21 protein-coding genes are annotated in these 25916 nt (G+C 68.5%); 7 read left to right on the top strand and 14 right to left on the bottom strand.

Annotation, left to right across the window (positions count from 1 at the left end):
• Positions 1-4: 4 nt before the first annotated feature.
• Positions 5-2623 carry a hypothetical protein gene (locus ROA7023_RS07530; protein ID WP_143535472.1) on the top strand — a complete coding sequence of 873 codons (2619 nt, stop codon included), beginning with the start codon at positions 5-7 and terminating at the stop codon, positions 2621-2623.
• A gap of 240 nt (positions 2624-2863) precedes the next feature.
• Here ROA7023_RS07530 and ROA7023_RS07525 read toward each other — a convergent pair whose 3' ends face one another.
• Entirely contained in the window at positions 2864-3097 is a 234-nt protein-coding gene (locus ROA7023_RS07525) for a DUF2842 domain-containing protein (RefSeq protein WP_085878409.1), read from the bottom strand.
• 7 nt (positions 3098-3104) lie between these two features.
• The gene (locus tag ROA7023_RS07520; RefSeq protein WP_085878408.1) at positions 3105-4397 is read right to left on the bottom strand and encodes an adenylosuccinate synthase; all 1293 of its coding nucleotides are present in this window, start codon (positions 4395-4397) and stop codon (positions 3105-3107) included.
• A gap of 139 nt (positions 4398-4536) precedes the next feature.
• Between ROA7023_RS07520 and ROA7023_RS07515 the strand changes: the two genes are divergently transcribed.
• The 3 genes from ROA7023_RS07515 to pyrG all read left to right on the top strand — a co-directional run bounded on the left by ROA7023_RS07515 (position 4537) and on the right by pyrG (position 7215).
• Positions 4537-4932, top strand: a complete 396-nt coding sequence (locus ROA7023_RS07515; protein ID WP_085878407.1) for a DUF6524 family protein — start codon at positions 4537-4539, stop codon at positions 4930-4932.
• Positions 4933-5007: 75 nt separating this feature from the next.
• Positions 5008-5373 (top strand): preprotein translocase subunit SecG, encoded by a 366-nt coding sequence (secG, locus tag ROA7023_RS07510; protein WP_085878406.1) that lies wholly within the window; start codon positions 5008-5010, stop codon positions 5371-5373.
• Between the two features lie 198 nt (positions 5374-5571).
• A complete protein-coding gene (pyrG, locus tag ROA7023_RS07505; RefSeq protein ID WP_085878405.1) occupies positions 5572-7215 on the top strand; it encodes a CTP synthase in 1644 nt (547 codons plus the stop codon).
• Between the two features lie 16 nt (positions 7216-7231).
• On the opposite strand, the gene ROA7023_RS07500 is transcribed toward pyrG, so the two are convergent.
• The 9 genes from ROA7023_RS07500 to ROA7023_RS24375 form a co-directional block, all read right to left on the bottom strand.
• Complete coding sequence (locus tag ROA7023_RS07500) at positions 7232-8566, bottom strand: hypothetical protein (protein WP_085878404.1); 1335 nt, start codon at positions 8564-8566, stop codon at positions 7232-7234.
• Positions 8567-8700: 134 nt separating this feature from the next.
• Positions 8701-10797 carry a hypothetical protein gene (locus ROA7023_RS07495; RefSeq protein ID WP_085878403.1) on the bottom strand — a complete coding sequence of 699 codons (2097 nt, stop codon included), beginning with the start codon at positions 10795-10797 and terminating at the stop codon, positions 8701-8703.
• A gap of 148 nt (positions 10798-10945) precedes the next feature.
• On the bottom strand, positions 10946-12115 hold the full coding sequence (locus tag ROA7023_RS07490; protein ID WP_085878402.1) for a beta-barrel domain-containing protein: 1170 nt from the start codon (positions 12113-12115) through the stop codon (positions 10946-10948).
• Positions 12115-14361, bottom strand: coding sequence for an ATP-binding cassette domain-containing protein (locus ROA7023_RS07485; RefSeq protein ID WP_234992078.1), 2247 nt, complete (start codon positions 14359-14361; stop codon positions 12115-12117). The genes ROA7023_RS07490 and ROA7023_RS07485 overlap by 1 nt, the downstream gene beginning before the upstream one ends.
• The gene (locus tag ROA7023_RS07475) at positions 14358-15788 is read right to left on the bottom strand and encodes a TolC family protein (protein WP_085878399.1); all 1431 of its coding nucleotides are present in this window, start codon (positions 15786-15788) and stop codon (positions 14358-14360) included. The genes ROA7023_RS07485 and ROA7023_RS07475 overlap by 4 nt, the downstream gene beginning before the upstream one ends.
• 76 nt (positions 15789-15864) lie before the next feature.
• Positions 15865-18930, bottom strand: a complete 3066-nt coding sequence (locus tag ROA7023_RS07470; protein ID WP_085878398.1) for a BapA prefix-like domain-containing protein — start codon at positions 18928-18930, stop codon at positions 15865-15867.
• A 165-nt stretch (positions 18931-19095) separates the two neighbouring features.
• Entirely contained in the window at positions 19096-20832 is a 1737-nt protein-coding gene (locus ROA7023_RS07465) for a sensor histidine kinase (RefSeq protein ID WP_143535470.1), read from the bottom strand.
• On the bottom strand, positions 20829-21395 hold the full coding sequence (locus tag ROA7023_RS07460; RefSeq protein WP_085878396.1) for an RNA polymerase sigma factor: 567 nt from the start codon (positions 21393-21395) through the stop codon (positions 20829-20831). The genes ROA7023_RS07465 and ROA7023_RS07460 overlap by 4 nt, the downstream gene beginning before the upstream one ends.
• 5 nt (positions 21396-21400) lie before the next feature.
• Positions 21401-21571 carry a NepR family anti-sigma factor gene (locus tag ROA7023_RS24375; protein ID WP_159458457.1) on the bottom strand — a complete coding sequence of 57 codons (171 nt, stop codon included), beginning with the start codon at positions 21569-21571 and terminating at the stop codon, positions 21401-21403.
• Positions 21572-21704: 133 nt separating this feature from the next.
• Between ROA7023_RS24375 and ROA7023_RS07455 the strand changes: the two genes are divergently transcribed.
• The 3 genes from ROA7023_RS07455 (at position 21705) to ROA7023_RS07445 (ending at position 23355) form a co-directional block, all read left to right on the top strand.
• The gene (locus ROA7023_RS07455) at positions 21705-22517 is read left to right on the top strand and encodes a response regulator (RefSeq protein WP_085878395.1); all 813 of its coding nucleotides are present in this window, start codon (positions 21705-21707) and stop codon (positions 22515-22517) included.
• Positions 22518-22666: 149 nt separating this feature from the next.
• Complete coding sequence (locus ROA7023_RS23730) at positions 22667-23017, top strand: ElaB/YgaM/YqjD family protein (protein ID WP_159458456.1); 351 nt, start codon at positions 22667-22669, stop codon at positions 23015-23017.
• Complete coding sequence (locus ROA7023_RS07445; protein WP_085878394.1) at positions 23014-23355, top strand: hypothetical protein; 342 nt, start codon at positions 23014-23016, stop codon at positions 23353-23355. The genes ROA7023_RS23730 and ROA7023_RS07445 overlap by 4 nt, the downstream gene beginning before the upstream one ends.
• Before the next feature lie 94 nt (positions 23356-23449).
• Here the strand turns inward: ROA7023_RS07445 and ROA7023_RS07440 are convergent, their stop codons facing one another.
• From ROA7023_RS07440 to ROA7023_RS25465, 3 genes are all read right to left on the bottom strand, one after another.
• Positions 23450-24808 (bottom strand): hypothetical protein, encoded by a 1359-nt coding sequence (locus tag ROA7023_RS07440; protein ID WP_085878393.1) that lies wholly within the window; start codon positions 24806-24808, stop codon positions 23450-23452.
• A gap of 64 nt (positions 24809-24872) precedes the next feature.
• Positions 24873-25562: a hypothetical protein gene (locus tag ROA7023_RS23725; RefSeq protein ID WP_143535468.1), complete on the bottom strand. Its 690-nt coding sequence runs from the start codon at positions 25560-25562 to the stop codon at positions 24873-24875.
• Between the two features lie 221 nt (positions 25563-25783).
• Complete coding sequence (locus ROA7023_RS25465; protein WP_268807982.1) at positions 25784-25906, bottom strand: hypothetical protein; 123 nt, start codon at positions 25904-25906, stop codon at positions 25784-25786.
• Between the last annotated feature and the right edge of the window lie 10 nt (positions 25907-25916).

Here is a 25916-nt window from a genome sequence, read left to right as displayed (position 1 = left end):
CAGAATGGCTGAGCCGAGTAAGATTCTTACAGTTTCATACGGCACCTTCTCGTGCACCCTGGAAGGATTCGACGATGCCTTCGACACGATGAAGGCGATCGCGGAGTATTTCCGGGATCTGGCCGCGGACGATCGCTACTTCGGGGCAGAACCGCCGACGCCCGACCCCGAGATGCTCGCCCGGATCGCCGAGCGCGACATAGAGCGGCGCGTCGAAGCGCGGATGGAGCGGGGCGGATACGTCCTGCGCCCGGCAGCCCTTGCCGCCACCGGGGCCACCGGCACCGCCACGGCCGAAAGCCCCCTATCCCCTGCCGCACCGCAATCGCCGGAAGCGCAGGACGAGGATGTCGCCTCCACCCCGGTCCCCACCGCACCCGGGGCAGAGGCTGACGGGACCGCTGACCCCTCGGCCGAGGCCGACGCGGACGGCACGGATCCCGACACCGAGGCCATGGCCTCCGCAATCGCCGCCGCCATGCCCGGCGCCGAGGCCGAGGCGGAATCCGCAGAGGACGACAGGCCCACGGAAACCGACGAGGCCGACGAGCCTGCCGACGCGACCGAAACCGAGACCCAGACCGCGCCCGAGACATCCGAGGACACCGCACCTGCGGAAGCTGACGACACCGAGATCGCGGAACAGCCCGAACCCGAGCAAGCAGCCGAGGTCACCGAGAGCGAGGCTGCGGAAGACGCCGCCCCGCGGGAGACTGCCGAGGCGGACGAGTCCGTGGTCGCCGAGGAAGCACCGAAGGAAGCCGCCGAGACGGAGCCTGCGGACGAGGTCGACGAGGCCCTTGGCGGCTCCGATGCCGAGGATCCGGCCTTGTCGGACGACACCGGCGACACCGACGAAACCGGCGCGGATGCCACCGAGGCAGAGTACGCTCAGACCGCTGCCGATCAGGACGAGGACGAGACGGCTGCCGGGACAACCGAGGCCGGAGCGGCGGAGAGCGCCGCTGCCGAGGCCGACAAGCGGCCCTGGTCCGAACTGTCCCTCGCCGAGCGGCGCGAGCGCCGCCGCCTGCGCCGGGCCCAACGGGCCGCGGCCCGTGAAGAGGCTGCCGCTCGGGACGAGCCCACCCGCGAGGAAGCGACCGACCAGCCCGCCGAGCCGGCCGAACCTGCGAAGGAGGCCGCAGCCTCCGTCATGCCAATGCCCACGGCCGAGGACGAACACGACTCCGTGGCCTCGAAACTGGCCCGAATCCGTGCGGTCGTCGGCCGCAACGCCCCCGCCGCGGCGGATATCGACGACGACGAGGACGAGGACAACGCACCGCCCGCGGCGGAGATGCCCCGCAACGCTGTGCTGGACTCGATCCTGGCCCAGAACGACATGCTGTCCGAAGAGCCGGCAACCGCCGCGGAGGACGATCACGCCGAAGAGGCATCCGGGACCGCCGACACCGCCCCGGCCGAGCCCGAAGCGCAGGAAACGCCCGAGGAATCGTCCTCGGCCGCCCCGATCCGGGCCCGCGTCGTGCGGATGAAGCGCAGCGAGTTCGAAGCGCAGCAGGCCGCCGAGGCAGAACAGGACGCACAAGAGCTAGGGACCACCGACGTGGCCGAGCCGCTGCTGGAGACGGACGACGAGGCCGACCAGACCGATCTCGCCCGGCTCGACGGGATCGACGACCTCGAAGACCATGTTGTCGCCGGCCAGGAGCAGGACGCACCCGGGTCCACCCTGTCGGAGGATGACGAGGCCGACCTGATGGAGGAGTTGGCCGAGGTCGAGCGCCTGAACACCGCCGACGGCGCCACGGGTGCGGGGGCCGCCACGATCGATGACGACGACGAGGACGAGGCCCGGGTCGCCGAGGCCACCCGGCCCGAAGCGGGGGCGGACGCCGCAGAGGAGGCCCACGCCGAGGACGATCCCGCCATACGCCGCCGCAACCGCGCCGCCCTGCTCGCCGGCGCGCCCGAGGCGGACGAGGCCGGGATGTCGCGCATCCTTACCGAGACCGACGCCCAGTTGCAGGAGCCCGAGGGCAACCGCCGCCGCGAGGCGATCGCCCACCTCAAGGCCGCGGTCGCCGCGACCGAGGCGGCCCGCCAGCTGGGCGAGGACGACGGCACCGAGGATGAGGAGAACATGTTCCGCGAGGATCTGGAGCAGGTCGTGCGCCCCCGGCGGACCGCGCGGCCCGTGGTCCGCTCCGACCGGCCGCGTCCCGCGCCACTCAAGCTGGTGGCCTCGCAAAGGGTCGATGTGCCGCCTGCCGAGACCGCCCGTGAAAGCACGCCGGTCCGGCCCGTCATGCCGCGCCGCGTCCAGACCGGCGCCGCCGAGCCGCGGCAGGAAAACGAGACCGACCTTTCGGAGCGTTTCGCCCGGTTCGCCGCCGACACCGGCGCCGTGGGCCTGAGCGACATGCTCGAAGCGGCGGCCGCCTATGCCGCCTTCGTCGAACACGAGGGCGACGTCTCGCGCCCGCAGATCATGAAGATGGTGCAGTCGATCCTGCCCCAGGCCTTCAGCCGCGAGGACGGGCTGCGCGCCTTTGGCACCCTGCTGCGCCAGGGCCGCATCCAGAAAGTGCGCAACGGCAGGTTCCAGGTCTCGCCGCAGACCCGCTTCAAGCCCCAGCAGGCCGCTTCGGGCACCTGAACCCATGTCCGCCGGCAGCATCTGCCCCGCAAGGGCGGCGACCGGCGCGTCGCCGCCCCTCTTCGCAGTCTGCGCCGAATTGCCCGGCCCGATGTCCGCGGCGCCGCTACATCGTGGCCGCGCGACCTTGAGCGTGGCGTCCCGAAGCTGGGCACCTTCTCGGGCCGATACCGGGCTGAGACCGGACCGATACTGGGCCAATAATGGGCCGATACCGGGCCGAGCGCCGGAGGCGCGGCGTCAGCCCCGGTCGTCGATCTCTTCGTCAGGATCGCCCCGGCCCACGCCCATGAAGACCGACTTGAACGGAACCGCCCAGAGCAGGCCGAGCACCAGGTAGACCAGAAGCTCCACCCAGATCGGCGGACGGCCCAGAAGGTTGAGGATGGTGACCGCAACCACCACGTAGACAGGCATCCCGACCAGCAGGATCACGAGAGACCAGCGTTTCTTCTGCTTCTGCGTGAGGGCCATGGGGGAATCAGTCCTGGAACGGGTCGGTGACGAGGATCGTGTCCTCGCGCTCGGGTGAGGTGGATACGAGCGTCACCGGGCACTGGATCAGTTCTTCGATGCGGCGGACGTATTTGATCGCCTGCGCGGGAAGCTCGGCCCAGGAGCGGGCGCCGGCGGTGCTTTCGGACCAGCCGTCGATGGTTTCGTAGACCGGGACGACCCGGGCCTGCTGATCGGCGGCGGTGGGCAGGTAGTCCAGCCGGGCGCCGTCGAGGTCGTAGCCGACGCAGATCTTGAGCGTCTCGAACCCGTCCAGCACGTCGAGCTTTGTCAGCGCGATGCCGGACATGCCCGAGATCGCGCAGGTCTGGCGCACCAGACAGGCATCGAACCAGCCACAGCGGCGCTTGCGGCCCGTGGTGGTGCCGAATTCGTGGCCGCGCTGGCCCAGGGTCTCGCCGTCGTCATCGAACAATTCCGTAGGGAACGGGCCCTCGCCGACGCGGGTGGTGTAGGCCTTGACGATGCCCAGCACGAAATCAATGCTGCCCGGTCCGATCCCGGTGCCGGTCGCGGCCTGGCCGGCGATCACGTTGGACGAAGTCACGTAGGGGTAGGTGCCGAAATCGATGTCGAGCAGCGCCCCCTGCGCGCCTTCGAAGAGGATGCGCTTGCCAGCCTTGCGGGCCTCGTTCATCAGCTTCCAGACGGGTTTGGCATAGGGCAGGATCTCGGCCGCCACCGCCCGCAGCCTGGCCAGCAGGTCGGCGCGGTCCACCGGCTCCAGCCCCAGCCCCGCGCGCAGGGCGTTGTGATGCACGAGTGCGCGGTCCACCCGAAGCTCCAGCGTCGCCGCGTCGGCCAGGTCCGCCACGCGGATCACCCGGCGGCCGACCTTGTCCTCGTAGGCGGGGCCGATGCCGCGGCCGGTGGTGCCGATCTTGGCGACGGAATTCTGCCCCTCGCGGGCGCGGTCGAGCTCTCCGTGGAACGGCAGGATCAGGGGCGTGTTCTCGGCGATCATCAGCGTCTCGGGGCTGATCTCGACGCCCTGCGCCCGCACGGTCTCTATCTCCTGGACAAGGTGCCAGGGGTCAAGCACCACGCCGTTGCCGATCACCGACATCTTGCCGCCGCGCACCACGCCCGAGGGCAGGGCGTGCAGCTTGTAGACCTTGCCGTCGATCACCAGCGTGTGGCCGGCATTGTGCCCGCCCTGAAACCGCGCGATCACGTCGGCCCGCTCTGAGAGCCAATCGACGATCTTGCCCTTTCCCTCGTCGCCCCACTGGGCGCCCACGACGACGACATTGGCCATGTCCGGTCCTTTGCTCTTGTCAAACGCGGCTCGCTATATCCGAGAGGATTTGCCGGCGAAACCGCTATTTCCGGCCTCAGGTCTGGACAGGGCGCCCCCGGATCGGCCAAAGCGAGGGCAACTGACAGGAGCCTGCCCCATGAGTTTCGTTCTACGCTGGCTTTTCGCCTTCGTCCTGCTTGCCGTGACCTACAACCCCACGCCGTGGAATTTCATCCGCTGGGCGGGGGCGAACTGGCAGACGAATGCCTCCATCGCGGTGCTGCTGGGGCTTGTGCTGATGGTGGGCTACATCATCTATGTGCGCGCCACACTGCGGTCGATCGGCCTGTTCGGCATGGTGCTGGTGATCGCCTTCGTGGCCGCGATCCTTTGGGTGGTCTGGGATCTTGGCTGGATCAGTTTCCAGAACCCGACCGCCAACACCTGGATCGGCCTCTTTGCCCTGAGCCTGGTGCTGGGGATCGGGCTGTCGTGGTCGATCATCCGCAAGCGGCTGTCGGGCCAGATCGACATGGACGACGTGGACGAATGACCCGGCCGCTGGGGGTTGCAGCGGGGCCGCGCAGGCTCTAGATACGCCCCGTTCCGGAAAGAGCAGGATCCCTCCATGGAAACCGTCGTCCTTGTCGTCCATCTTCTTCTCGCGCTGACGCTGATCGGTGTCGTGCTGATGCAGCGCTCCGAAGGCGGCGGCCTGGGCATGGGCGGCGGCGGCGGCACGATGTCGGGCCGCTCGGCCGGCACGGCCCTGGGCAAGGTCACATGGGGGCTGGCGATCGCGTTCATCTGCACCTCGATCGCGCTGACGATCATCGCGGCCACCAACAGCACGGGCGGTTCGGTCCTCGACCGGATCTCGGCGCAGCCGGTCCCCACCGAGGGGGAGGCTCCGGCCCTGCCGGGCTCGGACGGAACCGGCCTTCTGCCGCCCGGCGGAGGCGCCGATGGCGGCCTGGTGCCGCAGGCCGACTGACGGTCTTCGCGCCCACGAGATGCTGGGCGCCCCAGCCGCAAGGTTCACATCATGTTGCGTCGGCGGTTGCGGGGGCGGGACGAATGCTGTTATTCTCTAATCCCGTGATACAGCGTACCGGGCCCGCCCGGCGCTCTTATTGGCCGGCCCGCATTCGCGGTGCCCGACAGGCAGGCAGGTTCACGGGAGAAGCCCTCTATGGCGCGTTTCGTCTTCATCACCGGCGGTGTGGTCTCTTCGCTTGGCAAGGGGCTGGCATCCGCGGCGCTGGGGGCGCTGTTGCAGGCGCGGGGCTTCACCGTCCGGCTGCGCAAGCTTGACCCCTACCTCAACGTCGATCCCGGCACGATGTCGCCGTTCGAGCATGGCGAGGTCTTCGTGACCGACGACGGGGCCGAGACCGACCTCGACCTCGGCCATTACGAGCGCTTCACCGGCGTGGCCGCCCGCAGGACCGATTCCGTCTCGTCCGGGCGGATCTATTCCAACGTGCTGGAGAAGGAGCGCCGCGGCGACTACCTCGGCAAGACGATCCAGGTCATTCCGCACGTCACCAACGAGATCAAGGACTTCATCTCGATCGGCGAGGACGAGGTCGATTTCATGCTCTGCGAGATCGGCGGCACGGTGGGCGACATCGAGGGCTTGCCCTTCTTCGAGGCGATCCGACAGTTCAGCCACGACCAGCCGCGCGGGCAGTGCATCTTCATGCACCTGACCCTGCTGCCCTACCTTGCCGCCTCGGGCGAGCTGAAGACCAAGCCGACGCAGCACTCGGTCAAGGAATTGCAGAGCATCGGGATCGCGCCCGACATCCTCGTCTGCCGGTCCGAGCATCCGATCCCGCAGAAGGAGCGCGAGAAGATCGCGCTGTTCTGCAACGTGCGCAAGGACGCCGTGGTGCCGGCCTACGACCTGAAGTCGATCTACGAGGCGCCCCTGGCCTATCACCGCGAGGGGCTGGACCAGGCGGTGCTCGACGCCTTCAACATCTCTCCGGCGCCCAAGCCCAACCTCGACCGCTGGTATGACGTGGCCGACCGGATCGAGAACCCCGAGGGCGAGGTCAAGATCGCCATCGTCGGCAAATACGTGCAGCTGGAGGACGCCTACAAGTCGATCCGCGAGGCGCTGACCCATGGCGGCATGGCCAACCGCGTGAAGGTCGCGGTGGAATGGGTGGATGCCGAGCTTTTCGAGCGCGAGGACCCCTCGCCGCACCTGGAAGGTTTCCACGCGATCCTGGTCCCCGGCGGCTTCGGCGAGCGCGGCACCGAAGGCAAGATCAGCGCCGCCCGCTTTGCCCGCGAGCGCAAGATCCCCTACCTGGGCATCTGCCTGGGGATGCAGATGGCGGTGATCGAGGCGGCGCGCAACGTGGCCGGCGTCGCCACCGCCGGGTCCGAGGAATTCGACCACGAGGCCGGCAAGAAGCGGTTCGAGCCGGTGGTCTATCACCTCAAGGAATGGATCCAGGGCAACCACCGGGTCGAGCGCAGGAGCGATGACGACAAGGGCGGCACCATGCGCCTGGGCGCCTATGACGCGACGCTCGCCGGGGGATCGCGGGTTGCCGGCATCTACGGCGGGACGGCCATCGAGGAACGGCACCGGCACCGCTACGAGGTCGACATCAAGTATCGCGAAAAGCTGGAGGATGCCGGGCTGAAGTTTTCCGGCATGAGCCCGGATGGTCGGTTGCCCGAGATCGTCGAATGGGCCGATCATCCCTGGTTCATCGGCGTGCAGTTCCACCCCGAGCTGAAATCGAAACCCTTCGCGCCGCATCCGCTGTTCGCCGATTTCGTGCGCGCCGCGGTCGAGACCTCGCGCCTGGTCTGAGGGGCCGCCCCCCGGGTCAGCCTTCGGCCAGCGCCCCCGCGAGGCGGCGCAGGTTTTCCAGCTGCACCAGCGCGGCGACGATGGTCTCGGCCTTCTCGAAATGCGCCTGCAGCGCGGCCTCCAGCTCCGACAGACCGTCGCGCGGGTCTTCCAGCACCAGACCGTCGGTCAGCAGGCAGGGCCCCCTGCCCGTCCAGGGAAACACGCCGAGCCGGTCGAGGATCTGCGCGTCGATGGCCGCCCCCATGACCGGAACCGACGCCGGTTCCGTGCGGCTGCCGAAGGTGTAGAACTCGCCGCCGTAGGGCAGCGTGAAGGTGCCCGCGGCATCGTCGACCAGCGCCTGCTCGGCCGCCTCGATCCGCGCACCGCCGTCGGTCAGGCTCAGCCCGACGGCCAGCCAGATCAGCTCGTAGGGGTCGCCCGGGGCCGGGGCGCCTGACACGACCCGGTCGTCCTCGTCCTCTACAAGGTCGCGCAGCTTGGCCATGTGCAGCCGCGGCGCGACGCGGCCGTCCAGAAACGCCAGCCGGCTGCGGTTCAGCCGGCAGTTGAAGCGAACCACGTGGCTGCCCGCCCCCGTCGTCGCATCCATGAACCGGACGTTGCCGTCGAAATACCGCCGCAGGCCGCTGAGCAGGATCGGCGAGCCCTGCTCGGACACCAGCTCGGCCAGCGCCGTCTGCAGATCGGTCTGGGCCGACAGCTCCAGCGCGGTCTGCGGCACGTCGATCAGCGCGGCGAGCGGCCGCAGCAGGTCCTGGCGGGCGGTATCATAGGCCGACCGGTTGGCCGTCGAGGCGAGCGTGCCGAAATAGCGCGCGTAGCTGTCCTGCAGAAAGCCGATCCGCGCGGGGTCGGCGTCCTGCAGACGGGCGAGGCGCAGATGGGCGCTGCGCGCACGTTCCAGCAGGCCCAGCGTGATGTCGCTCGCCGGAGAGGCCGCGATCTCGGAGGCGACCTGCCGCAGGATGCGGTCGATCTCGGGCAGGTCGTCGGCGCAGAGCGCGGGGGCCGCCGCGCAATTGTCCAGCCGCAGCACGGCCCCCTGCACGGTGCGGTGCAGGCGCCGCAGCTCCAAGGCATCGAGCCGCGCGTCGAGCAGGCCCGAGAGGTCCGGCCGGGAAATCTGAGCCTCGATCACCTCGCCCAGTCGCGCGTCGAGCCGGTCGGCGGCCTCTTCGGCCGCGTCCTCCTCGCGCGATTGCCGGCGCAGGTCGAGGATGAAGCTGCCCAGCTTCAGCGCGGTCTCGATCCCCTGCGCGGGCGCGGGCGCCGCGGGCAGCGCGAGGCACGCGGCGAGGGTCAACATGCGGGCCAGGGCGGCCGGTCGTCGGATCGGGTGGGGCATGGGGGCTCCGCTCTGCCGGGATGCGGCCAGACTACGCCAGCGGCGCGGGCGGCTCAATCGGCATGGCGGGCCCGGTGACAGCGAAAGGGCCGCGGGGGTGCCGCGGCCCTGTGCTGCCTTCGGGGGGCGTGCGCCTAGCGCCTCGCGGTGCTGTAGGCCTGTTCGGGCAATTGCAGCGAGAACATGAAGATCTGGCCACCGTTGTCGGCCCGGCCCTCCGCGACCGCGCCGCCGCTTTCGGAACGGTGCTGGACGACGCCCATGAGCGTTTGCTCGTTCAGGGGGACGGTGCCGATGATCTCCTGCTGGCCGGTGCCGGCGATCTCCTGCATGGTGTAGAAGCTGCCGTCGTCCTTCCGGGCAAGCAGCGCGGTCAGGTTCCAGGTGCCCGAAAACTCCGACGAGGTCGCCGCGGACACCGTGCCGCCATAGGCCGACGCGCCCGCCGCGGCGCGCGGATTGTCCGCACCGCCGGCCATGGCAAGAAAGTAGCCGGTGCCCGCTTCGGTCGGCTGCAGGGTCCGCGGGTCGATGACGATGGCGTATTTGCGCTCGCCGAAGTCATTGCCCGAATCCTCGTCCACGATCAGCACGGCTGCGTCGGAGGCCTGGATCCACTGCAGCCCGTCCGGCGACACCGCGCGGGCGGTGCCGTCTTCCCAGGTGGCGTGGGTGCCCGCGCCGCCGTGCTTGATCCCGGCATCCGCCACGTTGAGCGTCAGCGCGCCGTCGTAGGCCCCCAGCGTGCGGCCGGCGGTCCCGGTCAGCATGGCGGGCAGGGCGCCGTCGGCCGCGTCGAGCTCGGCCGCGATGGCGCCCAGCTCGACCGACAGGATGCCGCCCTCCTGGGTCAGGTTCTGGACCCAGCGGGTGCGGGTGATGTCGGGGGCGGCGGCCGGATGCTCTGTCTTGCTGTCGCCGACCAGGTAGGTGTGGCCCTCGGGCTGCTCGGCCGGGTCCTGCCACAGGGTCATCTCGGTCTCGCCCACGGCCACGGGCGCGTCCCAGCCGCCCCAGGTGTAGGAGCTCGGCACGAAGGCCACGTCGAAGCTCTGGGCTGCGTCGGGGTTGGTGATGTAGGCGTCGAGCATCTTGGCCTGCAGGTCGATGCTGTCGATGCCGAGCTCGGCGAAGGTCTCGTTCGCGACGGCCATGCCGTAGATCCGGCCGTGCAGCAGGCCGTTGCGGGCCAGGAACCGGTCCCGCTCGGGGGCGTCCTCGGCGACAGGCGTGCCGTCGACATCGGCGCCCTTGAGGCCGACGTAGATCTTCAGTGGCGCGGGCTCCAGGTCGTGGTTGTAGCCCGCCAGCACGAGAACCACGTAGTCGGGGTTCTGCGGATTGACCGGCATGATCTTTTCATACCCGGTCTGGCCCAGGGCCGGGACGGTATAGCCGGTGCCCGAGGCGATATCGACGACGATGGACGCCAGGCCCATGGTGTCGTCGGTATCCACCACACGCTCCACCAGCGTGCCTTCGCCGTCGGTCACGTCGAAGGCGTCCTGGATGTTCCATTCCTCGGCGGTCAGCCAGATGTCGTCGGCAAAGCCCACGCCCTCGCCATACTTGTTGGCCGGCTCGTAATAGGCGCCGCAGAAGGAGTGAAAGAAGAAGTCCGCCCCTTGCAGCCGATAATCGGGTGCGAAATCCACCAGCGTGCCGTCCGGAAGGGCCTGGTTGCCCCAGACGCCGCCCTGGTCACGGGGCAGGACCTCGTCGCCGAAGACGTTGTAGACGGTCGAGAACAGAAGCCCCGAGCCCTCGACCAACTCGCTGGCCGGCCCGTCGGTGTCCAGAAACGCGGCCAGCCCCGCCCGGTCGTAGTCGATCGTATGGATATGAGAGCCGGTGAAGGTCGCACCGCTCTCCATTTCCCAGGGATAGGTCTCGGAGGAGAGCTGGCCGTAGGATTCCGACTGGTAGGCGAGGCGCACGGTCTCCGCGTCCAGAAGCCAGCCCGCGTGGCCGTCGGGATAGCCGGTCAGCACCAGGCCGGTCTCGGGGTCCACCTCGCCCACGGTGGCGAGCGGCTTTGCGCCCGACAGGAACGGAAAGTCGGTGTTGCCGCTTTGGCCGTCGACCAGTTCGGACGGGGCGGTCGCGGTGCTGGCCTCGGCGATGAGCGCATCGACCGCGCCGATGTTGCGCACCTGGGCGGCGACGGGAAGCGCGGTGCTCAGCAGCAGCGCGGACCCGACGGTCAGGCTTTTCAGGACTTGCAGCGTCATGGGGGACGTCCTCCGGTTGAAACTCTGTTCGGGGGCGTCGGGGGATGTGTCCCGGCCGCGCCCAGGCTTGGGCATGACGCGGGGCGGTGACGGCGGCTTGACAGTTTCATGAAGGCTGCGTGAAACGGAGGCGCGGGGCCGCAGGCGATCAGGGCTCCCGCAGGGCCTCGCGCGAGCGGTAGAGCGGCTTGGTCAGGTAGTGCAGCACCGTCTTGGAGCCGGTGTGCAGCTCGACCGTGGCCATCATGCCCGGCCGCATCTCGACGCCCGCCTGGCGCTCGGTGAAGGAGGATTGGTCGATGGCGACGGTCACGCGGTAATGCGCCTCGCTCTCGGGGCGGCGCTCGTCGCGGAAGGTATCGGCCGAGACCACCTCGACCCGGCCGGTCAGCGCCCCGTAGATCGTGTAGTCATAGGCCGTGAGCTTGATCGTGGCCTGCTGGCCCGGCACGACATTGGCGATATCCTTGGGCGCGACCCGCGCCACGACCGACAGCATGTCGCCGGCCGGAATGATCTCGAAGATCTCCTGGCCGGGCTGGATCACGCCGCCAATGGTGCTGACGCCGACAGAATTGACGATCCCGGCCATGGGCGAGGTGATGATCGTCCGGCTGAGGCGATCCTCGGCGGCCCGCTGTTCCTGGCGCAGCGCGTTCAGCTCGACCAGCGTGTCGGAATAGGCGCTGGCGCGTTCCAGCTCGGCGGCGGTGACGACCTCGTTGAGGCGGTTCTGCGCGTCGGCATGCGCCTTGCGGGCATCGGTCACCTCGAACAGGGCCGCGATCTCGCGGGCGTAGAGGTCCTCGAGCACGTCGAGCTCGCGGCGCGTCTCCTCGACCAGGGCGCGGGCTCCGTCGGTCCGGCTGACGTAGTCGGATTGCCGTGCGTTCAGCAGCGCCCGCTCGGAGGCGACGATCTCGGGCGAGCGTTCGGCATAATCCTCCGGCACGGCAAAGTCGAACTGGCCCGCGATCTCGGCCTCCAGCCGAAGGCGGCGGATGTCGGCGGCGGTGATCTGGTCGGAGAGGTCGTCCACGCGGCTGGAAAACTGGGTGCCGCGGAGGCGGGCCAGCATCTGGCCGGCCTCGACCATATCGCCCTCGTGGACATGAAGCTCTGCCAGGATTCCGCCTTCGAGGTTCTGCACGATCTGCGGGCGGGCGGCAGAGACGACCTCTCCGGGGCCGCGCACGATCTCGTCCAGCGGCGCGTAGCGGGCCCAGACAAGAAAGGTCACCACCGCCGCGCAGACCAGCCAGATGATCAGCGACGCGCCACGGGTGCGGCCTTCCAGCTCTGCCTCGACGGTTGCCATCAGGCGCCCCCTTTTCGTGCCTTGAGATGGGCCAGCACCTCTTCGCGCGGGCCGTCCACGGCCAGCCGGCCCTGTTGCAGGATGATCGTGCGGCCGCAGAGCGACAGGATCGGCACGCGGTGGGTGGCGATCACCGCGGTGCGCCCCTCGAGCCAGGCATCGAGCCGCGCGACCAGCGTCGCCTCCAGCGTCTGGTCCAGCGCGGCGGTCGGTTCGTCCAGCAGGCAGACGGCGGGGTCCTGCAGCCACAGACGCGCCCAGCCGATGGACTGACGCTGGCCGTTCGACAGCCCCTCGCCGCCGTCGCGGATCATCAGGTCGAGCCCCTTGGGGTGGGTGCGCACGAACGCGCCGAGGCCGGCGAAGTCGAGCGCGGCCATCAGCCGGTCGTCGTCGCGTTCCAGCAGAGTCAGGTTGAGGTTCTCGCGCAGGGTGCCGGCGAACAGGCGCACGTCCTGGCCGAGATAGCCGATACCCCGGCGCAGGTCGCGCGGCATCACCTGCCCCATGTCGACCCCGTCGATCAGCACCCGCCCCCGCCCGGGCCGATAGAGGCCCGACAGCAGCTTCAGCAGCGTGGACTTGCCCGACCCGTTGGGCCCCAGCACCGCGACCCGCTGACCGGGCAGGATGCGCAGCCCCGGCAGGTCGAGCGACTGGCCGCTGTCCTCGTCATACTGGAAGCCGACCTCGCGCAGCTCGTAGGCGCCGGTCAGGCTTTCGCGGCGCAGGTAGGCCCGGCCGTCCTGGTGGTCCTGCGGCGCCATCGCGACCGCGTCCAGCGCCTCGAGCGCGGCGCGGACGTTGGACCACCGCGCCAGCGTCCCGGCAAGCTGTGTGAGCGGGCCGAGGGTGCGCGAGGTGAGGATGCCGACGGCAATGATGGTCCCGACCGTGAAGTCGCCCGCGAAGACCAGATAGGTCCCCGCCACCACCGCCGAGACATAGGTCGCCTGCTGAACGCCCTGCGCCCAGAAGGTCAGGTTCGCGGCCAGCTTGCGCTGTTCGGACGTGGCGATCGTGTTGAGCGCGGTGACCTCGGACCAGACCTGGCGGAAGCGATCCTCGCCCCGGTGGGCCTTGATCGTGTCGGCCTCGTAGATCACCTCGTGCAGCAGCCGGTTGGTGCGCGAGCTTGCGCCCTGCGTCTCCTTGGTCAGCCGCATCATCCGGCGCCGCACCAGGAACGACGGCAGCACCATCAGCACGCCGCCCGCGACGAGCACCCAGACAACCGGCCCCCCGATGGAGGCCACGAGGGCGAGAAACAGGAAGATGAACGGCAGGTCGGTCAGGCTGCCGATGGTCGAGGCGGTGAAGAACTCGCGGATCGCGCCGAACTCGCGCACCGCCGAGAAGGTCCCCGAGGCGGATTGCCCCTCGATCCCCCGCCGCATGCCCAGCAACCGCTCCATCAGCAGGGACTGGATGCGCAGCTCTATCTTGCGCCCGGCCCCGTCCATCAGCCGCGAGCGCGCGATGCGCAACGCGGCCTCGAGCATCAGCGCAAGGCCGGCGCCGATGGCCAGCACCCAAAGCGTCGAGATCGACTGGTGCGGGATCACCCGGTCGTAGATCTGCAGCGAAAAGAGCGCGACAGCCACGGCCAGAAGGTTGGCCACGAAGGAGCCGAGAGCCACCTCGCCCAGGTGCCGCCGAAGGCCCTTCATCTCGCCCCAGAACCAGTGCGGCGCCTTGCGTGCGCCGCCGTGGCGCCGGGCCAGCTCGGCGGCGTCGAGATCGGCACAGACCAGCGTCCCGGTGAAATGCGGCGCAAAGTCGGCCAACGGCACCTCGGCCTGGTTGCCCTTGCAGGTCGTGTCATAGACCAGCAGCGTGTCGTCCTGTTGCGCCAGAACCAGCAGCAGCTGGCCGCTGGTCATCTCGGCCAGCGCGGGCCAGAGCGCGGGCGCGGGGGTCTGCCCCCGCTTCAGCCGGGCCGTGAGCCCCGCGCCCGAAAGCGCGTGCGCCAGATCGGCGGGCCCGGCATCCTGGTCGGGGCCGAGGCCCATCCGTTCCAGCAGGTCCGAGCGAACGACAGCCACGCCGAGCCAGGCGGCGAAGGTCGCGCCCAGGTCGGCGCGATGGCGGGTGCGCTCGGAATGCCGCGCCTCGGCGGGGGCTGGGGCGGCTGTTTCGGGGGCCGGCGGCTGTCGCGGCTCCGGCGGCCGGGAGGCGTCGACGACGGGCGCCGTGGCGGCGCTCCGGCTGGCGTTCACGTCGAAGGCGATGACTGGTCCGCTCACATCTGGTCTCCGTTCACGAGCAGGCCCGCGGCCTCGGCGAGGCGCAGCCGCAGGGCGGTCGCCTCATAGACCAGGGTCGCGGCGGTGCGTTCGGCGCGGACCTTGGTCTCGAACGCGCCGACCACGTCGTTGACGCTGACCCGGCCGGTGCTGAGCTGGGCCTCCTGCAGGGCATAGGTCTCGGCCGCCTGGGCCGCGATCCCCTGCGCCTCACGCGCCTGCCGCTGGGCCGAGGCAAGCTGCCCCGACAGCTGGCGCAGACGCCGGTCCGCGGCCTCGCGGGCGTCGGCCACCTGGAACGACGCGGCCTCGCGCTGCGCCTCGATCGCGCGCAGCGCCGCGGGCGTGCCGAAGCCGATGCCGGTGCCGCCGGCCACCAGCCCGCCGGAGCTTTCGCCATCGACGATGGAGCCGGTCGCGCTGAGGCCGGGAAGCTGCGCCGCGCGGGCGACGGTGGCCTCGGCCACGCTGCGGTCGGCCTCGGCGCGGGCCTTCATCACCGACAGCGGCTCGGCGCCCGGGTCAGGTGCGGCCACGTCCGAGACGCCGCTGACATCGTCGATCGGATAGGCCGTCATCGCCGCCAGCTCGGCCCGCGCGGTCGCGGCCGCCTCGCGGTCGGAGCTGAGATCGGAGCGCATCTGCGACAGCCGCTGCGCGACCAGCTGCCGGTCGGCGCGGTCGGCGACCCCGGCCCGCATCCGTTCGGCCATGACGTAGTCGAACCGCTCCATCCGGGCCAGCGCGGCCTGGGTCACGGCGGCCCGGGCGCGCGAGGCCTCGGCATCGAGATAGAGGTCGAGTGCGGTCATCACCCGCTCGTTGGTGTTCTCGGCCAGCGCCACGGCGGCGACCTCGACATCGGCGCGGGCATAGTCGCGTTCGGCGATCTTGGCGCCGTTGTCATAGAGCACGGCATCGACCACCAGCGAGCTGACCACATCCCCCAGCGAGGACAGGCTGATCTGCGGGCCGATACTGGGCAGCCAGTTGCGCTCCGCCGCCGCCGAGCGCAGCCGGGCGGCGCGCAACTCCGCCTCGGCGGTGCGGCTGTTTGCGGCCAGCACGGCGCTGGCCACGTCCCGCAGGGGGCCCGGCTCCAGCACCGAACGCCGGGTGAGAAGGGTCGAGATGATCTCGGAGGCGGTGCCGTCCTGCATCGTCGGATCCAGGGTCCGGGCGGGAGGGGCGGCATCCGGCGCCTCGTCGCGGTCGAGAAAGCCGAAGGCGCCGCGCGTGGTCTCGACCAGCCCGCTGCCCATGGCCGCAAGCCCGTCGCCCGCGGCGGCCAGCGGCCCGCGCCGGGCCTGCGGGGCGGTCACGGCATCCGCGCCGCCCTGCCCCGGCCGACCGGCCCGGAAATCGGCGCAGCCCGACACGACCAGCGCCCCGAGGAGCACCGCCGTCAATGTCGTCTTCTGTCCCATTTCCACCAAGAGATCCGCCCCTGTCGTTTCTTCTTTTTCGGGTGGGCCGGGTGCGGCCCACGCCGCGTCGGTTCGCTCAGGTGACGATGGTGATGTCCTCGTCGACGATGACCCGGCCGCCTTCGTCCCCGAGGGTGTAGACGTCGTAGGTCCGGCCGCCGATCTCCTCGGTGTCGCCGGTGGCCGCGGCCCCGGACATGGTCACCGTGTCGTCGGATCCGCCGTGGATCGTCAGGCTGTTGTCATTGGCCGACAGGCCTTCGAGGTCGGCCGCGCTCAGCGTCAGTTCGCTGTCGAGCGCGAAGTTGAGGTCGATCGAGCCCACGTCGAATTCACCCAGACCGGGATGCGCGATGTCGACCAGGTTGGACCCGGCCTCGTCGAGCACGAAGAGCGTGGCGTTCTGGTTGCCGGCCTCGTCCGTCGAGCTGATGACCAGCTGGCTGCCATCGGGCACCGCGGTGTCGAAGTAGAGGTCGGTCTCGGGAAAGCGGGTGTCGGGGACCGCGTCGATCGCCAGATCCTGCGACGTGCCGTCCGAGGCGAGCTCGGTCACCTCGAGGCCCTCGTCGGTGCCCGAGATGCCCACGGAGCGCAAACTGCCCACGCCCCTGTCGGTGGAGCTGACCAACGGGACATCGGGGGCGACGGTGTCGACGTGGAACGTGTCGGTGATGAGCCGCTCGTTGCCGGCCTGGTCCGTGGCGTGGATCCGGACGGCGGCATCGTACGTGCCCGCCGGGATCTCGGGGGCCCCGTAGTCGACCGACCAGTTGCCGGACCCGTCCACGATCGCGTCACGGCGCAGGCCCTCGAATTCCACCTCGACGGTGGCCCCGACCTCGACCGTGCCGGTCAGGGTGATGCCGGCCGCGGCCTCGGCGGCGTTGAGCGTGTTGTCGGCGGTCACGTCATCGGCGCCGGTCAGCGGTTCGACAACGGTGTCCACCACAAGCTGCCCGGTGGCGGTCGCCGTGTTGCCGGCAAGGTCCGTCGCCTTGGCCGTGACGGTCTGCACGCTTTCGCCCTGCGGGATCGTGCTTCTGCCGAAATCGGTGGACCAGCTGCCGTTCCCGGCGGCGGTGACGGTGTTGGTGTGCCCGTTGAAGGTGACATCCACGCGCACCCCCGCCTCGGCGGTGCCGGTCAGGGTGATGCCGTCGGACCGCTCGACGAAATTGACGACGCCGTCGCCTTCGACGGTGGCCGTCTCGACGGTGACCGAGGTCACGGTGTCGACCTCGACCGGCATCGTGTCGCTGGCGCTGTTGCCGGCCGCGTCGGTCGCGGTGGCGGTTGCCGTCAACGAGGTTTCGCCCGTGGGGATCGCACCGGCGGCAAAGCTGGCCGTCCAGGCGCCGGAGGCCGTGACATTGGCCGCAACCGTGGTCCCGCCCAGCGTGACATCGACCGAAGCGCCCGGGTCGGTCGTGCCGGACAGCACGACGCCGTCCTGCGCCTCGGCGGCGTTGACGATGCCGTCGCCCTCGACCGGCGCGTCCGAGAAGGCGACCGAAACCTCGGTGTCGACCTCGAAGGTGCCGCTGGTGCTGGCGGTGTTGCCCAGGGCGTCGGTCGCGGTGGCGGTGACGGTCGCGGTGTAATCGCCCTCGGCAAGCTCGGCGCTGCTGAAAGTGGCGGACCAGCTGCCGTCGCCGCCGGCGGTCACGGTGTGGCTGGCCGAGCCGATGGCCACGACGACGCTGGCGCCGGCCTCGGCGGTGCCGGTCACAGCGGTGCCTCCGCCATGTTCGGCGGCGTTGACGGTGCCGTCGCCGCCGATGATGGCGGTGTTGATGGTCACCGAGGTCTCGGTGTCGACGTGGACGGTGCCGCTGGTGCTGGCCGTATTGCCCACGGAATCGGTCGCGTTGACCGTCACCTCCAGATCGTATGTGCCGCCGGTGACGTCGCTGGCGGGAACGGTGACGGACCAGCTCTCGCCGGTGACGGTCGCGGTGTATTCGCTGCCGTAGACGGTCACGATGACGGTGCTGCCCGCCTCCACCGTGCCGGTCAGGATGATGCCGTCCGACGCCTCGACGGCGCTGACATTGCCGTCGCCTTCGGTCGTGGATTCGCTGAAGGTGACGGAGGCCTCGGTGTCGATCTCGACCACGTCGGTGTCCGTGCCGGTGCCGCCCTCGTTGGTGATGACCACGTCCACGCCGGTCTCGTAATCGCCGTCGGGAAGGGCGCCGGGCTCGAAGGTCACGGTCCAGTTGCCCTCCTCGTCCACGGTGGTCGTTTCGGTGACCTCAAGGATCGTGACGGTGATCGCGCCGCCGACCGTGCCGGTGCCCGAGATCGTCACCCCGTCGGAGATATCCTCGCCGTTGACCACGTAGCCGACGCTTTGCACGCCTTCGCGGATCTCGACCACCGGCGCATCGGTGATCTGGCCGCCACCGCCGCCGCCCGTGCTGCCGCCGCCGTCGGTGCTGCCGCCGCCGCCCGTGCTGCCGCCGCCGTCGGTGCTGCCGCCGCCGCCGGTGCTGCTGCTGTCGGTGCTGGTGCCGCCCTCACCCTCTTCGCGGGTTTCCTCGGATCCCTCGACCGCGGGCTCCGGTTCGGCATCGGTGCCGTTGTCCTCTTCACCGCGCGAGGCCGTGCTGGCCAGAACCGCTGCGCCGACGGCGCCGGCGCCCAGTCCCAGCGGGCCGATCATGCCCAGACCGCCAATCAGCGGGTTGAGCAGCATGCCCACGCCGCCATCGTCCTCGGTGGCCGCGACCGCAGCCTCGTCGACCAAGAGTTCGGGCCCGCGCAGGAAGAAGAAATCGTCGACCGGGTTGAACTTGCCGAAATCCCCGGCGTCATCGTAGCTGGCATAGAGGATGTTGCCCTCGCCGGGCACCAGCTCGACCGCATAGAGCTCGCCGCCCGCCGAGACCAGAAGGTCCCCTTGCGCCACGCCGCTGGTGTCGAAAAAACCTTCGATGGTCAGCACTTCGCCGTTGGCGAGTGTGACGACCAATGCCTGCCCCTGCCGCACATAAGAGACGATCTGGCCGGGATAGACGTTCAGGGAAATGCTCGCCCCGTCGGCCAGAATCACATTGGGTTGCCCCGCGTCGCTACCCATGACACCGCGCTGGAAATCGCCCGCACTGGTGCGAACGACGAAATCAATCATCGACATATCTTGCTCCGCCTCAAATTGTCCCGACATCATTTTTCGGTCGGGACTTTATAGATACGGGGACGATAGCCAGTTCGCTTGCCCAGATCCAGCCGGAATTTGGCCACGATTCGCGAGGGGCGATCACAGTGCCATTCGTGCCACGCGCCCCGAGGCGGCGGCGGATCAGTAATCCATCGCGTCGGGCACGGTGATCATCGCCCGGAAACGGACCGAAAGCCGCTGCCGGTCGCCGTCCAGCCGCTCGCGTTTCAGCGAGCCGCCAAGCTGGTCGGCGAAGGCCGCGAGGAGGTTCTCGCCGATGGCCGATTCGCCCAGGTCGGACTGGTGCTGCGGGATCCCCACCTCGATCGAGAGCGAGACCATGTTGTCCGCCGCCTGCTCCAGCAGGATGAGCACCGGGATCTCATCGCCCGCCGTGCGACCGGCGTCCGAGGTCGGCACTGCCTCGGCCACGAAGAGCGACAGCGGCACCGCCTGTTGCGGGACCAGCTGGACCGCGTCCATCTGCAGCCTGAGCGTGCCCTGCGCGGACATGAGGCCATGCTGGGTGGTGATGTCCTCGATCAGGCGGCCGGCCTCGATCGCGCTGATGTCCTTGGAGAGGTAGAGGTTGCGGTGGATCGCCGAGAGGCTGCCGATCCGGTCCTGCAGGCTGCGCAACACGGCGCGGGCCTCGGGGCTGTCGGCCTTGCGCCGCTTCATCGAGGTGATCGACGACAGCAGCTGAAGGTTGTTCGACACCCGGTGGTGGATCTCCTTCAGGAGGATGTTCTTTTCGCGCACCGCGTTTTCCAGCTGCGCCTCGTCGCGCAGGACGTTTTCGGCCATGGCCATGAACTCCGCGTCCATATCGCGGAATTCGGTGGGCGTGCCCATCGCGGGCAAGGTCTCCGACAGCCGGCGCGAGCGTCCGAAGCGCCGCATCTTGAACCGCAGGGTCTGGACGTGGACAAGCACGAAGCTGTGCATGGCGACGGAGGCCACGATCAGGCTCGCCCCCCACATCAGCGCCGGGAAAAGCACCGCGGCCAGCCCCGTGGGCAGGACGCCGAACCGCGGCTGATCGCTTTCCCAGACCCCGAGGCCGAAAACCTCGCCCGGCACGATCGGGGTGATGGCATAGGTGCGCACCACGCCCTCGCGGTTCTCGGTGGTGAAGGCGCGGGCCCCCTGCCCGGCGCCGACCAGGTCCACCAGCGGGCCCGGCGGAAGCTCCGCGTCCTGGACCGAGGTGTCGCCGGCCAGCCGGCTCAGCACATCCCCGTTGCCATTGAACGTCAGCAGTTGCAGCGGCCGCGAGGGCGCGTCGTGCAGGATCGTCTCGTTCCCGGTGCGGCTCAGCAGCCGGTGCGGGATCGAGATCGTCATGCCCCCCAGAAGCGCCCCTTCCGCATCGAACACCGGCGAGCGCACGATGATGACCCATTCGCCGCTGACCGCCCCGTTCGCGCTCGCGGTAACCACCTTGGCGGGATCGAGCATGTACCGCTCGAACGCCGCCAGGCCGCGCAGGTCGATCACCCCGCCCGCGCTGGAGCAGCGCACGACGCCGCCCGCGGGCACGAAGCCGGCGAAGGCGAAGCGCGGCTCGGCTTCGATGATGGCGGACATATGGGCGCTGCAGGCCGCCTCGTCGGCCAGCATGTCAGGCACCATGGCGCCAATGGCCCGCGTCGCGCCGAGCGCATGCTCGATCAGCTCCGACTGGGCCGAGGCCGCCCGCTCCGTCAAGGCGAGGATCGCCAGTTCGGACCGGCGCAGCGCCTCGCGGGCGTATTCCTGGGTCTGGATGATCGCGATCAGCCCGAGTGGCAGCAGCGCAAGCGAGAGCAGGGCGATTACCCGGAGCGTCAACCCCCAGCTTCGCTGCTCCTCTGCCGACTCAGTCTTTGCGGTCACAAATGGCTCGATCCATGCGCGCCGAGGACGGCGATGGTGGCGCCGTCCGTCATTTCCATCTCTTCATCCGACGACATGCCCAGGATCTCTGCCAGGCGGATGCGGCCCCGGTTGGCCCGGCTCTTTATCGTGCCGACGGCCACGCCGCACATCTCTGCCGCCTCCTCATAGGTGAAGCCCTGGGCTCCGACCAGCGTCAGCGCCTCGCGCTGGTCCCGGGGAAGCTGGGCGAAGGCGCGGAAGAAATCCGTCATCTGCAGCTTGCCGTCATGCTCGGGCTTCTCTGCGAGCGACGCGGTAAAGACGCCGTCCACATCCTCGACCTCACGCCTGGTCTTGCGGCGCCCCGAATAGAAGGTGTTGCGCAGGATGGTGAAAAGCCAGGCCCGCAGGTTGGTGCCGGTCTGGAACTTGTCGAAATTGCTCCACGCCTTGACGACCGTGTCTTGGACAAGGTCGTCCGCGGCCGACCCGTTGCGGGTCAGGCTCAGGGCGAATGCCCGAAGGGCGGGGAGATGGTCGACCAACTCCTCTTTCGGGGTCTTCTGCGCATCTGCGCTCATGATGGTTATCCGTCATTTTCGTCGTGAACCGGCTTTTGCCTGCCCTCGGCGTCCTGTTTGCGCAGGTCGTCCAGAAGCCCCAGCAGCCGCTCGGGCAACGGGTCGCTCTGGATCTGCTCGAAGGCACGTTTGAGATGTGCGTCGATGTTACCGCTGTCCTCACGTCCCTTTGTCATTAACCTCAAGCCATCCTTCCTTGTGGTCCCGCCGACAGGCCCTACACTAGGAGACAGTCAACGAGCTATGGAACCCAAATTGTCCGAAACGCGTTTGGTTCCAGTAAAAATTCGAAAAAAGGGAAAGATTTTCATGAGCGCGACCCCCGAGGCAACCGATCTGGCTCAAATGATCGGGGCAGAGTTGCCCTACCTGCGGCGCTACGCACGCGCCCTCACCGGCTCGCAGCAGTCAGGGGATGCCTATGCCGCGGCCACGTTGGAAGCGATCCTGGAGGATCGCGAGGTCTTCGCCTCCGACGCATCGCCGCGCGTGGCGCTCTTTGCGGTCTTCCACGGGATCTGGACCAGCTCCGGGATGCCGGTCGAGGACGGCGAGACCGGTCTTGCCCAGGCCGCCCAGGCGCACCTGTCCAAGCTGACGCCGAATACCCGCGAGGCCCTGCTGCTTCAGACCATCGAAGACCTGACCCTTCCCGAGATCGCCACTGTGATGGGGGTCGACGACGACGAGGTCCGCCACCTGGTGGATGTCGCCCAGCGCGAGATGGCCGACAGCGTCTCGGGCCGGGTGATGGTCATCGAGGACGAGGCCATCATCGCCATGGACCTGCAGGCCATCGTGGCCGACATGGGTCATGCGATCACCGGCGTGGCCCGCACCCACAGCAGCGCGGTGGAGCTTGCACGGACCGAACAGCCCGACCTGATCCTGGCCGACATCCAGCTGGCGGACAATTCCAGCGGGATCGATGCGGTGAACGAGATCCTGGGCGAACTGGGTCCCCTGCCCGTCATCTTCATCACCGCCTTCCCCGAGCGGCTGCTGACCGGCGAGAGGCACGAGCCCGCGTTCCTGATCTCCAAGCCCTATCGCGAGGACCAGGTCCGCTCTGCGGTCAGCCAGGCGATGTTCTTCTCGTCGACCGAGACGCTGCTGACCTGACCGCCCGCGCCGGACACGACGGCAAGGTGCCGGGTGCGCCCTGCCGCGGCCGGGCCATTTTCGTCCAAACTAGGGACGGCATGGAACATTTGCCGGGCTGCCGCGTTGGAAACCGTAACGCAGCACAATGCAGCAAAAGGAGATCCAAGATGGCGACGGAAACCAGTACGGCTCAGAAACGGTCCCGCAACGGATCCGGCGGCGACGCGTCGCTGGAGGACATCTCGGCCGAGATGGAGATCCTGCGGGCAGACCTCAGAAGCCTCACCGAAGCGATGGGCAATTACGGCTCCGCGCGGGCCCGCGACGCCCGTGACAACGTGCAGGACCGTGCCAATCAGGCCGGTGAGCGCATTCGCGACGGCGCAGCCGACCTGCGCACCGATATGGAGCGCTACGGCCACCAGGCCGAGGATCTTGTCCGGCACCAACCCGGCATGGCGCTGGGTGCGGCCGCGGGCCTCGGCTTTCTGATGGGCCTCTTCGCGTCGCGCCGATGACGGGGTTTCTGGCCGCAAGCCTGCGGCGGGCCATAGAGGAAGCCTCGCTCGGGCTGGCCGGGATCTTTCTGATAACGGTCGGCTGCGGCTTCTTAACGACCGCCGGCTGGATCGTGCTGGTCGCGGCGACCGACCCGATGACGGCGGCGCTGTCGATCGGCGGTATCTACACCGGCGTGGGGTTCATCCTGCTCGGTGCGGCCGCGGTAAAGCACAAGCGGGCGCCCCAGAAGTGGGCCAAGAAGATGGAAGAGATCGAGATCCCGGACGTCATCCAGGCGTTCCTGGCCGGCCTCACCGCCGGCACGAAGGCGGCGCAGGACCGATCCCGCAAGTAATTGCCAAGTGATGCCGAATGGGGTCCCGCCTGACGCTGACGCATTCCGTGCAGTGGGACCCGAACACCTCAGCCGGCCTTGGGTCCGGCTTTTGTCATTCGTCTCGGGGCAACGCTCCGGCCTCTTCCAGATCATCCCGCATCAGCTCGCCAGGGTCCGGATCGTTGCGGGCCTTGACCGGCTTTGGGGGCGGCATCTGCCATGCTTTCAGGTTGACGCCGACGAGATCGTAGAAGCTGGGAACAACGCGTTCGATGTCCTCGATGAAGGTGCGTCGCCCCGAGAAACGCTTGCCGAGATTTTCTACGAGAAGAACCTCGAAGGAGTGTGGCGTCGCATCGGCATTGTCGTTCTGGATCACGGACGGGTCGTCGCGGAGCGTCCGGACGTCCTTCGTCGTGGGGGCGCCACGGCCGGGCCAATGTGCGCGAACGAGAAGCCTCTCGTCGTCCTCGGGCAGCATTCGCAACAGCCAGTTGATCCGTGCCTTGGTGGATTTCTTGTCGGTGGGCGCCTTGAGCGACATCGAGACGGCGATCGTCCTCCGGGCAAGATCGACGCAGACGTCGATATCGGATGCGCAATGCGGCACGCGGAAAACAGACGACAGCGTGTGTCGCGCAACGAGGTGATCGATCAACGACTTCAACCGGGCGGCGGGATCTTCGGAGAGTTTCCGCTCGATCCTGGCGGCGACCGCCTGACCCACATGGCTCGACATGTGCAGGCAGAGATCACGCTCTTCCGCCACACAACTTGCCGCCACGGCTTCGACCTCCGGGGCTGACTTCTTCAGGGCCTCGTCGTTCAGCACCGATTGCGTCACATCCTTCCAGCTCGCCGTCATCTGGGTGAACCGCTCGACGCCGGTCGCCGGGTGCGCAAGGAAGTGGTTCAGTTGCCGCAGGAGGTATCCCTGCTCGCTGTCCGTCACCGCCTCTTGGTATTCGAGGATCTCGCAAACGGTGGCCAGCCAAGACCACGACCAATGGAACAGATCGACTTTCCGAAGAAGCGTCTTCGAGATCGAAACGGGGGAATGGTCGGCTCTCGACACGAACTCGTTCGAGATGGTGATGACCGCGTCGATGCCGTTGGCTTTTGCGAGCTCCGCATACTTGGAGACCTGCTCGGCTGTCAGCTCATTTCGGCCGATCTTGGCCTCTATCAACGCCGACCACTGGGTTCGTCCGGTGTCGACCAGCAGCAACCCATCCGGGCGACAGCCGTCTTCGACCTTTTCCTTCAGCACCACTTCCGTGAAGGCGCGGAACCGAGTGCGCTTCCCGACGCGCATTCTCACGGTAGAAAGGGTCTCTTCTGCAAGGGCGGGTATCTGGGTCATGACGGCAAGGAAAATCGAGGCTACGCGTTTTTCCTTGCTGGTTTCCGCGAGGATCGGAAAGAGTCTTGCCTCATCCCCGCTAACGATAAAATCCGGCCGATCCGTCATGAAATCTCTCCTTGGTATCGGAAAAGCGTAGTCTCGCGATTGGATTGAGACAACACTTCGTGGTCTATCCGCAGGTAGGTGAGATCCCGGAGAGCCAAAAAGCGAGTGCGCGCCTGTCGGGATGCACCTCCTCGCCAACTGCTAACAGCGTGGCACCGACTTTCGTGCCAGCATGTAGCCACGGCCGGTAGATCACTCGATGCCGGTCGGGCACATCGACCTTGCCGGTCTTCCGGCGAACAAAGGCGTCGATACCGTGTCGCACGGCCGATGTCTTGCGGTCCGGCGCCCGCCACGTCGTATGCGCAATCTCTATCCGCTCGTCCGTCCCTGGGTTACGGAGAGGACGGCGTGTGACCCCGGGCACATCCGCACGGTCGCTCGGAGCTCGATCAAAGGGCGATGAACCGGGGCGCAGCTCGAAATAGATGTAGCTCACACGGAAGATGTTCAGCAACGCGATCCGGGTGCGAGGATCAAGGATCGCGCCTTGAATGTAGGAGCCGCCCACCCGGGCGCCACCGCTGCCAGCTCGCGCCGCTGCACTCAGGCACTCGCGAAGCCAGTTCATGAAGGTGCTGGCGGGTTGCAGTGTCGCCTTGTGAACCAGCTTGGCCAGCTCTTCCCGGAGATCTGCGTCGAGATCGGCGGTATCGAATGGAAGCTCCTTCTGCCGCCGTCGCAGCCCCGTTGCAACCACGGGAAAACCGACGACCTTGTCGAGTTCGCCGCTCGCCTGTGTTGGCGACTTCACCCGGAGCTTCGGAAAGAGCGGAACCTGATAGGTCGAATGCGGGAACTGTTTGGCATTCTTCTTTCCTGGCAGCGATGAACGCCTTCGCGACGGTCTCGTCGTCGGTCTGTCGCGGTCCCCCAGTTCACCGTCAGCACCTGATCGTCGTGGCCAGGGCGGTGCTCGACCTTCTGTCCCGATCTTTCAACCATTCTGCGCCATCGCCTCAGCATCTCGCGCTCCTAGGCGAGGAAGACCTGCTCGAACCACCAGATCCGGTCGTAGATGCGGCTGATGCCGATCTTCTGGCCCGTCGCGGTCGCTCCGACTATGCGCCGCACATCCAGAAGGCCCGCGCTGTTCATCAGCGCGTTG

This window comes from Roseisalinus antarcticus (assembly GCF_900172355.1).
GTDB lineage: Bacteria > Pseudomonadota > Alphaproteobacteria > Rhodobacterales > Rhodobacteraceae > Oceanicola > Oceanicola antarcticus_A.
The sequence above is the reverse complement of the archived record's forward strand: the minus strand, read 5'-3'. Positions and strand labels throughout refer to the sequence as shown.

Coding starts and splice junctions, on each gene's coding strand:
- ROA7023_RS25465 (WP_268807982.1), bottom strand. CDS start 25,906: ATGAACAGCGCGGGCCTTCTGGATGTGCGGCGCATAGTCGGAGCGACC.
- ROA7023_RS07475 (WP_085878399.1), bottom strand. CDS start 15,788: ATGGGACAGAAGACGACATTGACGGCGGTGCTCCTCGGGGCGCTGGTC.
- ROA7023_RS07470 (WP_085878398.1), bottom strand. CDS start 18,930: ATGTCGATGATTGATTTCGTCGTTCGCACCAGTGCGGGCGATTTCCAG.
- ROA7023_RS07445 (WP_085878394.1), top strand. CDS start 23,014: ATGACGGGGTTTCTGGCCGCAAGCCTGCGGCGGGCCATAGAGGAAGCC.
- ROA7023_RS07520 (WP_085878408.1), bottom strand. CDS start 4,397: ATGGCCAATGTCGTCGTCGTGGGCGCCCAGTGGGGCGACGAGGGAAAG.
- ROA7023_RS07530 (WP_143535472.1), top strand. CDS start 5: ATGGCTGAGCCGAGTAAGATTCTTACAGTTTCATACGGCACCTTCTCG.
- ROA7023_RS07490 (WP_085878402.1), bottom strand. CDS start 12,115: ATGGCAACCGTCGAGGCAGAGCTGGAAGGCCGCACCCGTGGCGCGTCG.
- ROA7023_RS07515 (WP_085878407.1), top strand. CDS start 4,537: ATGAGTTTCGTTCTACGCTGGCTTTTCGCCTTCGTCCTGCTTGCCGTG.
- pyrG (WP_085878405.1), top strand. CDS start 5,572: ATGGCGCGTTTCGTCTTCATCACCGGCGGTGTGGTCTCTTCGCTTGGC.
- ROA7023_RS07440 (WP_085878393.1), bottom strand. CDS start 24,808: ATGACGGATCGGCCGGATTTTATCGTTAGCGGGGATGAGGCAAGACTC.
- ROA7023_RS07525 (WP_085878409.1), bottom strand. CDS start 3,097: ATGGCCCTCACGCAGAAGCAGAAGAAACGCTGGTCTCTCGTGATCCTG.
- ROA7023_RS07495 (WP_085878403.1), bottom strand. CDS start 10,797: ATGACGCTGCAAGTCCTGAAAAGCCTGACCGTCGGGTCCGCGCTGCTG.
- ROA7023_RS07455 (WP_085878395.1), top strand. CDS start 21,705: ATGAGCGCGACCCCCGAGGCAACCGATCTGGCTCAAATGATCGGGGCA.
- ROA7023_RS07460 (WP_085878396.1), bottom strand. CDS start 21,395: ATGAGCGCAGATGCGCAGAAGACCCCGAAAGAGGAGTTGGTCGACCAT.
- secG (WP_085878406.1), top strand. CDS start 5,008: ATGGAAACCGTCGTCCTTGTCGTCCATCTTCTTCTCGCGCTGACGCTG.
- ROA7023_RS24375 (WP_159458457.1), bottom strand. CDS start 21,571: ATGACAAAGGGACGTGAGGACAGCGGTAACATCGACGCACATCTCAAA.
- ROA7023_RS07500 (WP_085878404.1), bottom strand. CDS start 8,566: ATGCCCCACCCGATCCGACGACCGGCCGCCCTGGCCCGCATGTTGACC.
- ROA7023_RS23730 (WP_159458456.1), top strand. CDS start 22,667: ATGGCGACGGAAACCAGTACGGCTCAGAAACGGTCCCGCAACGGATCC.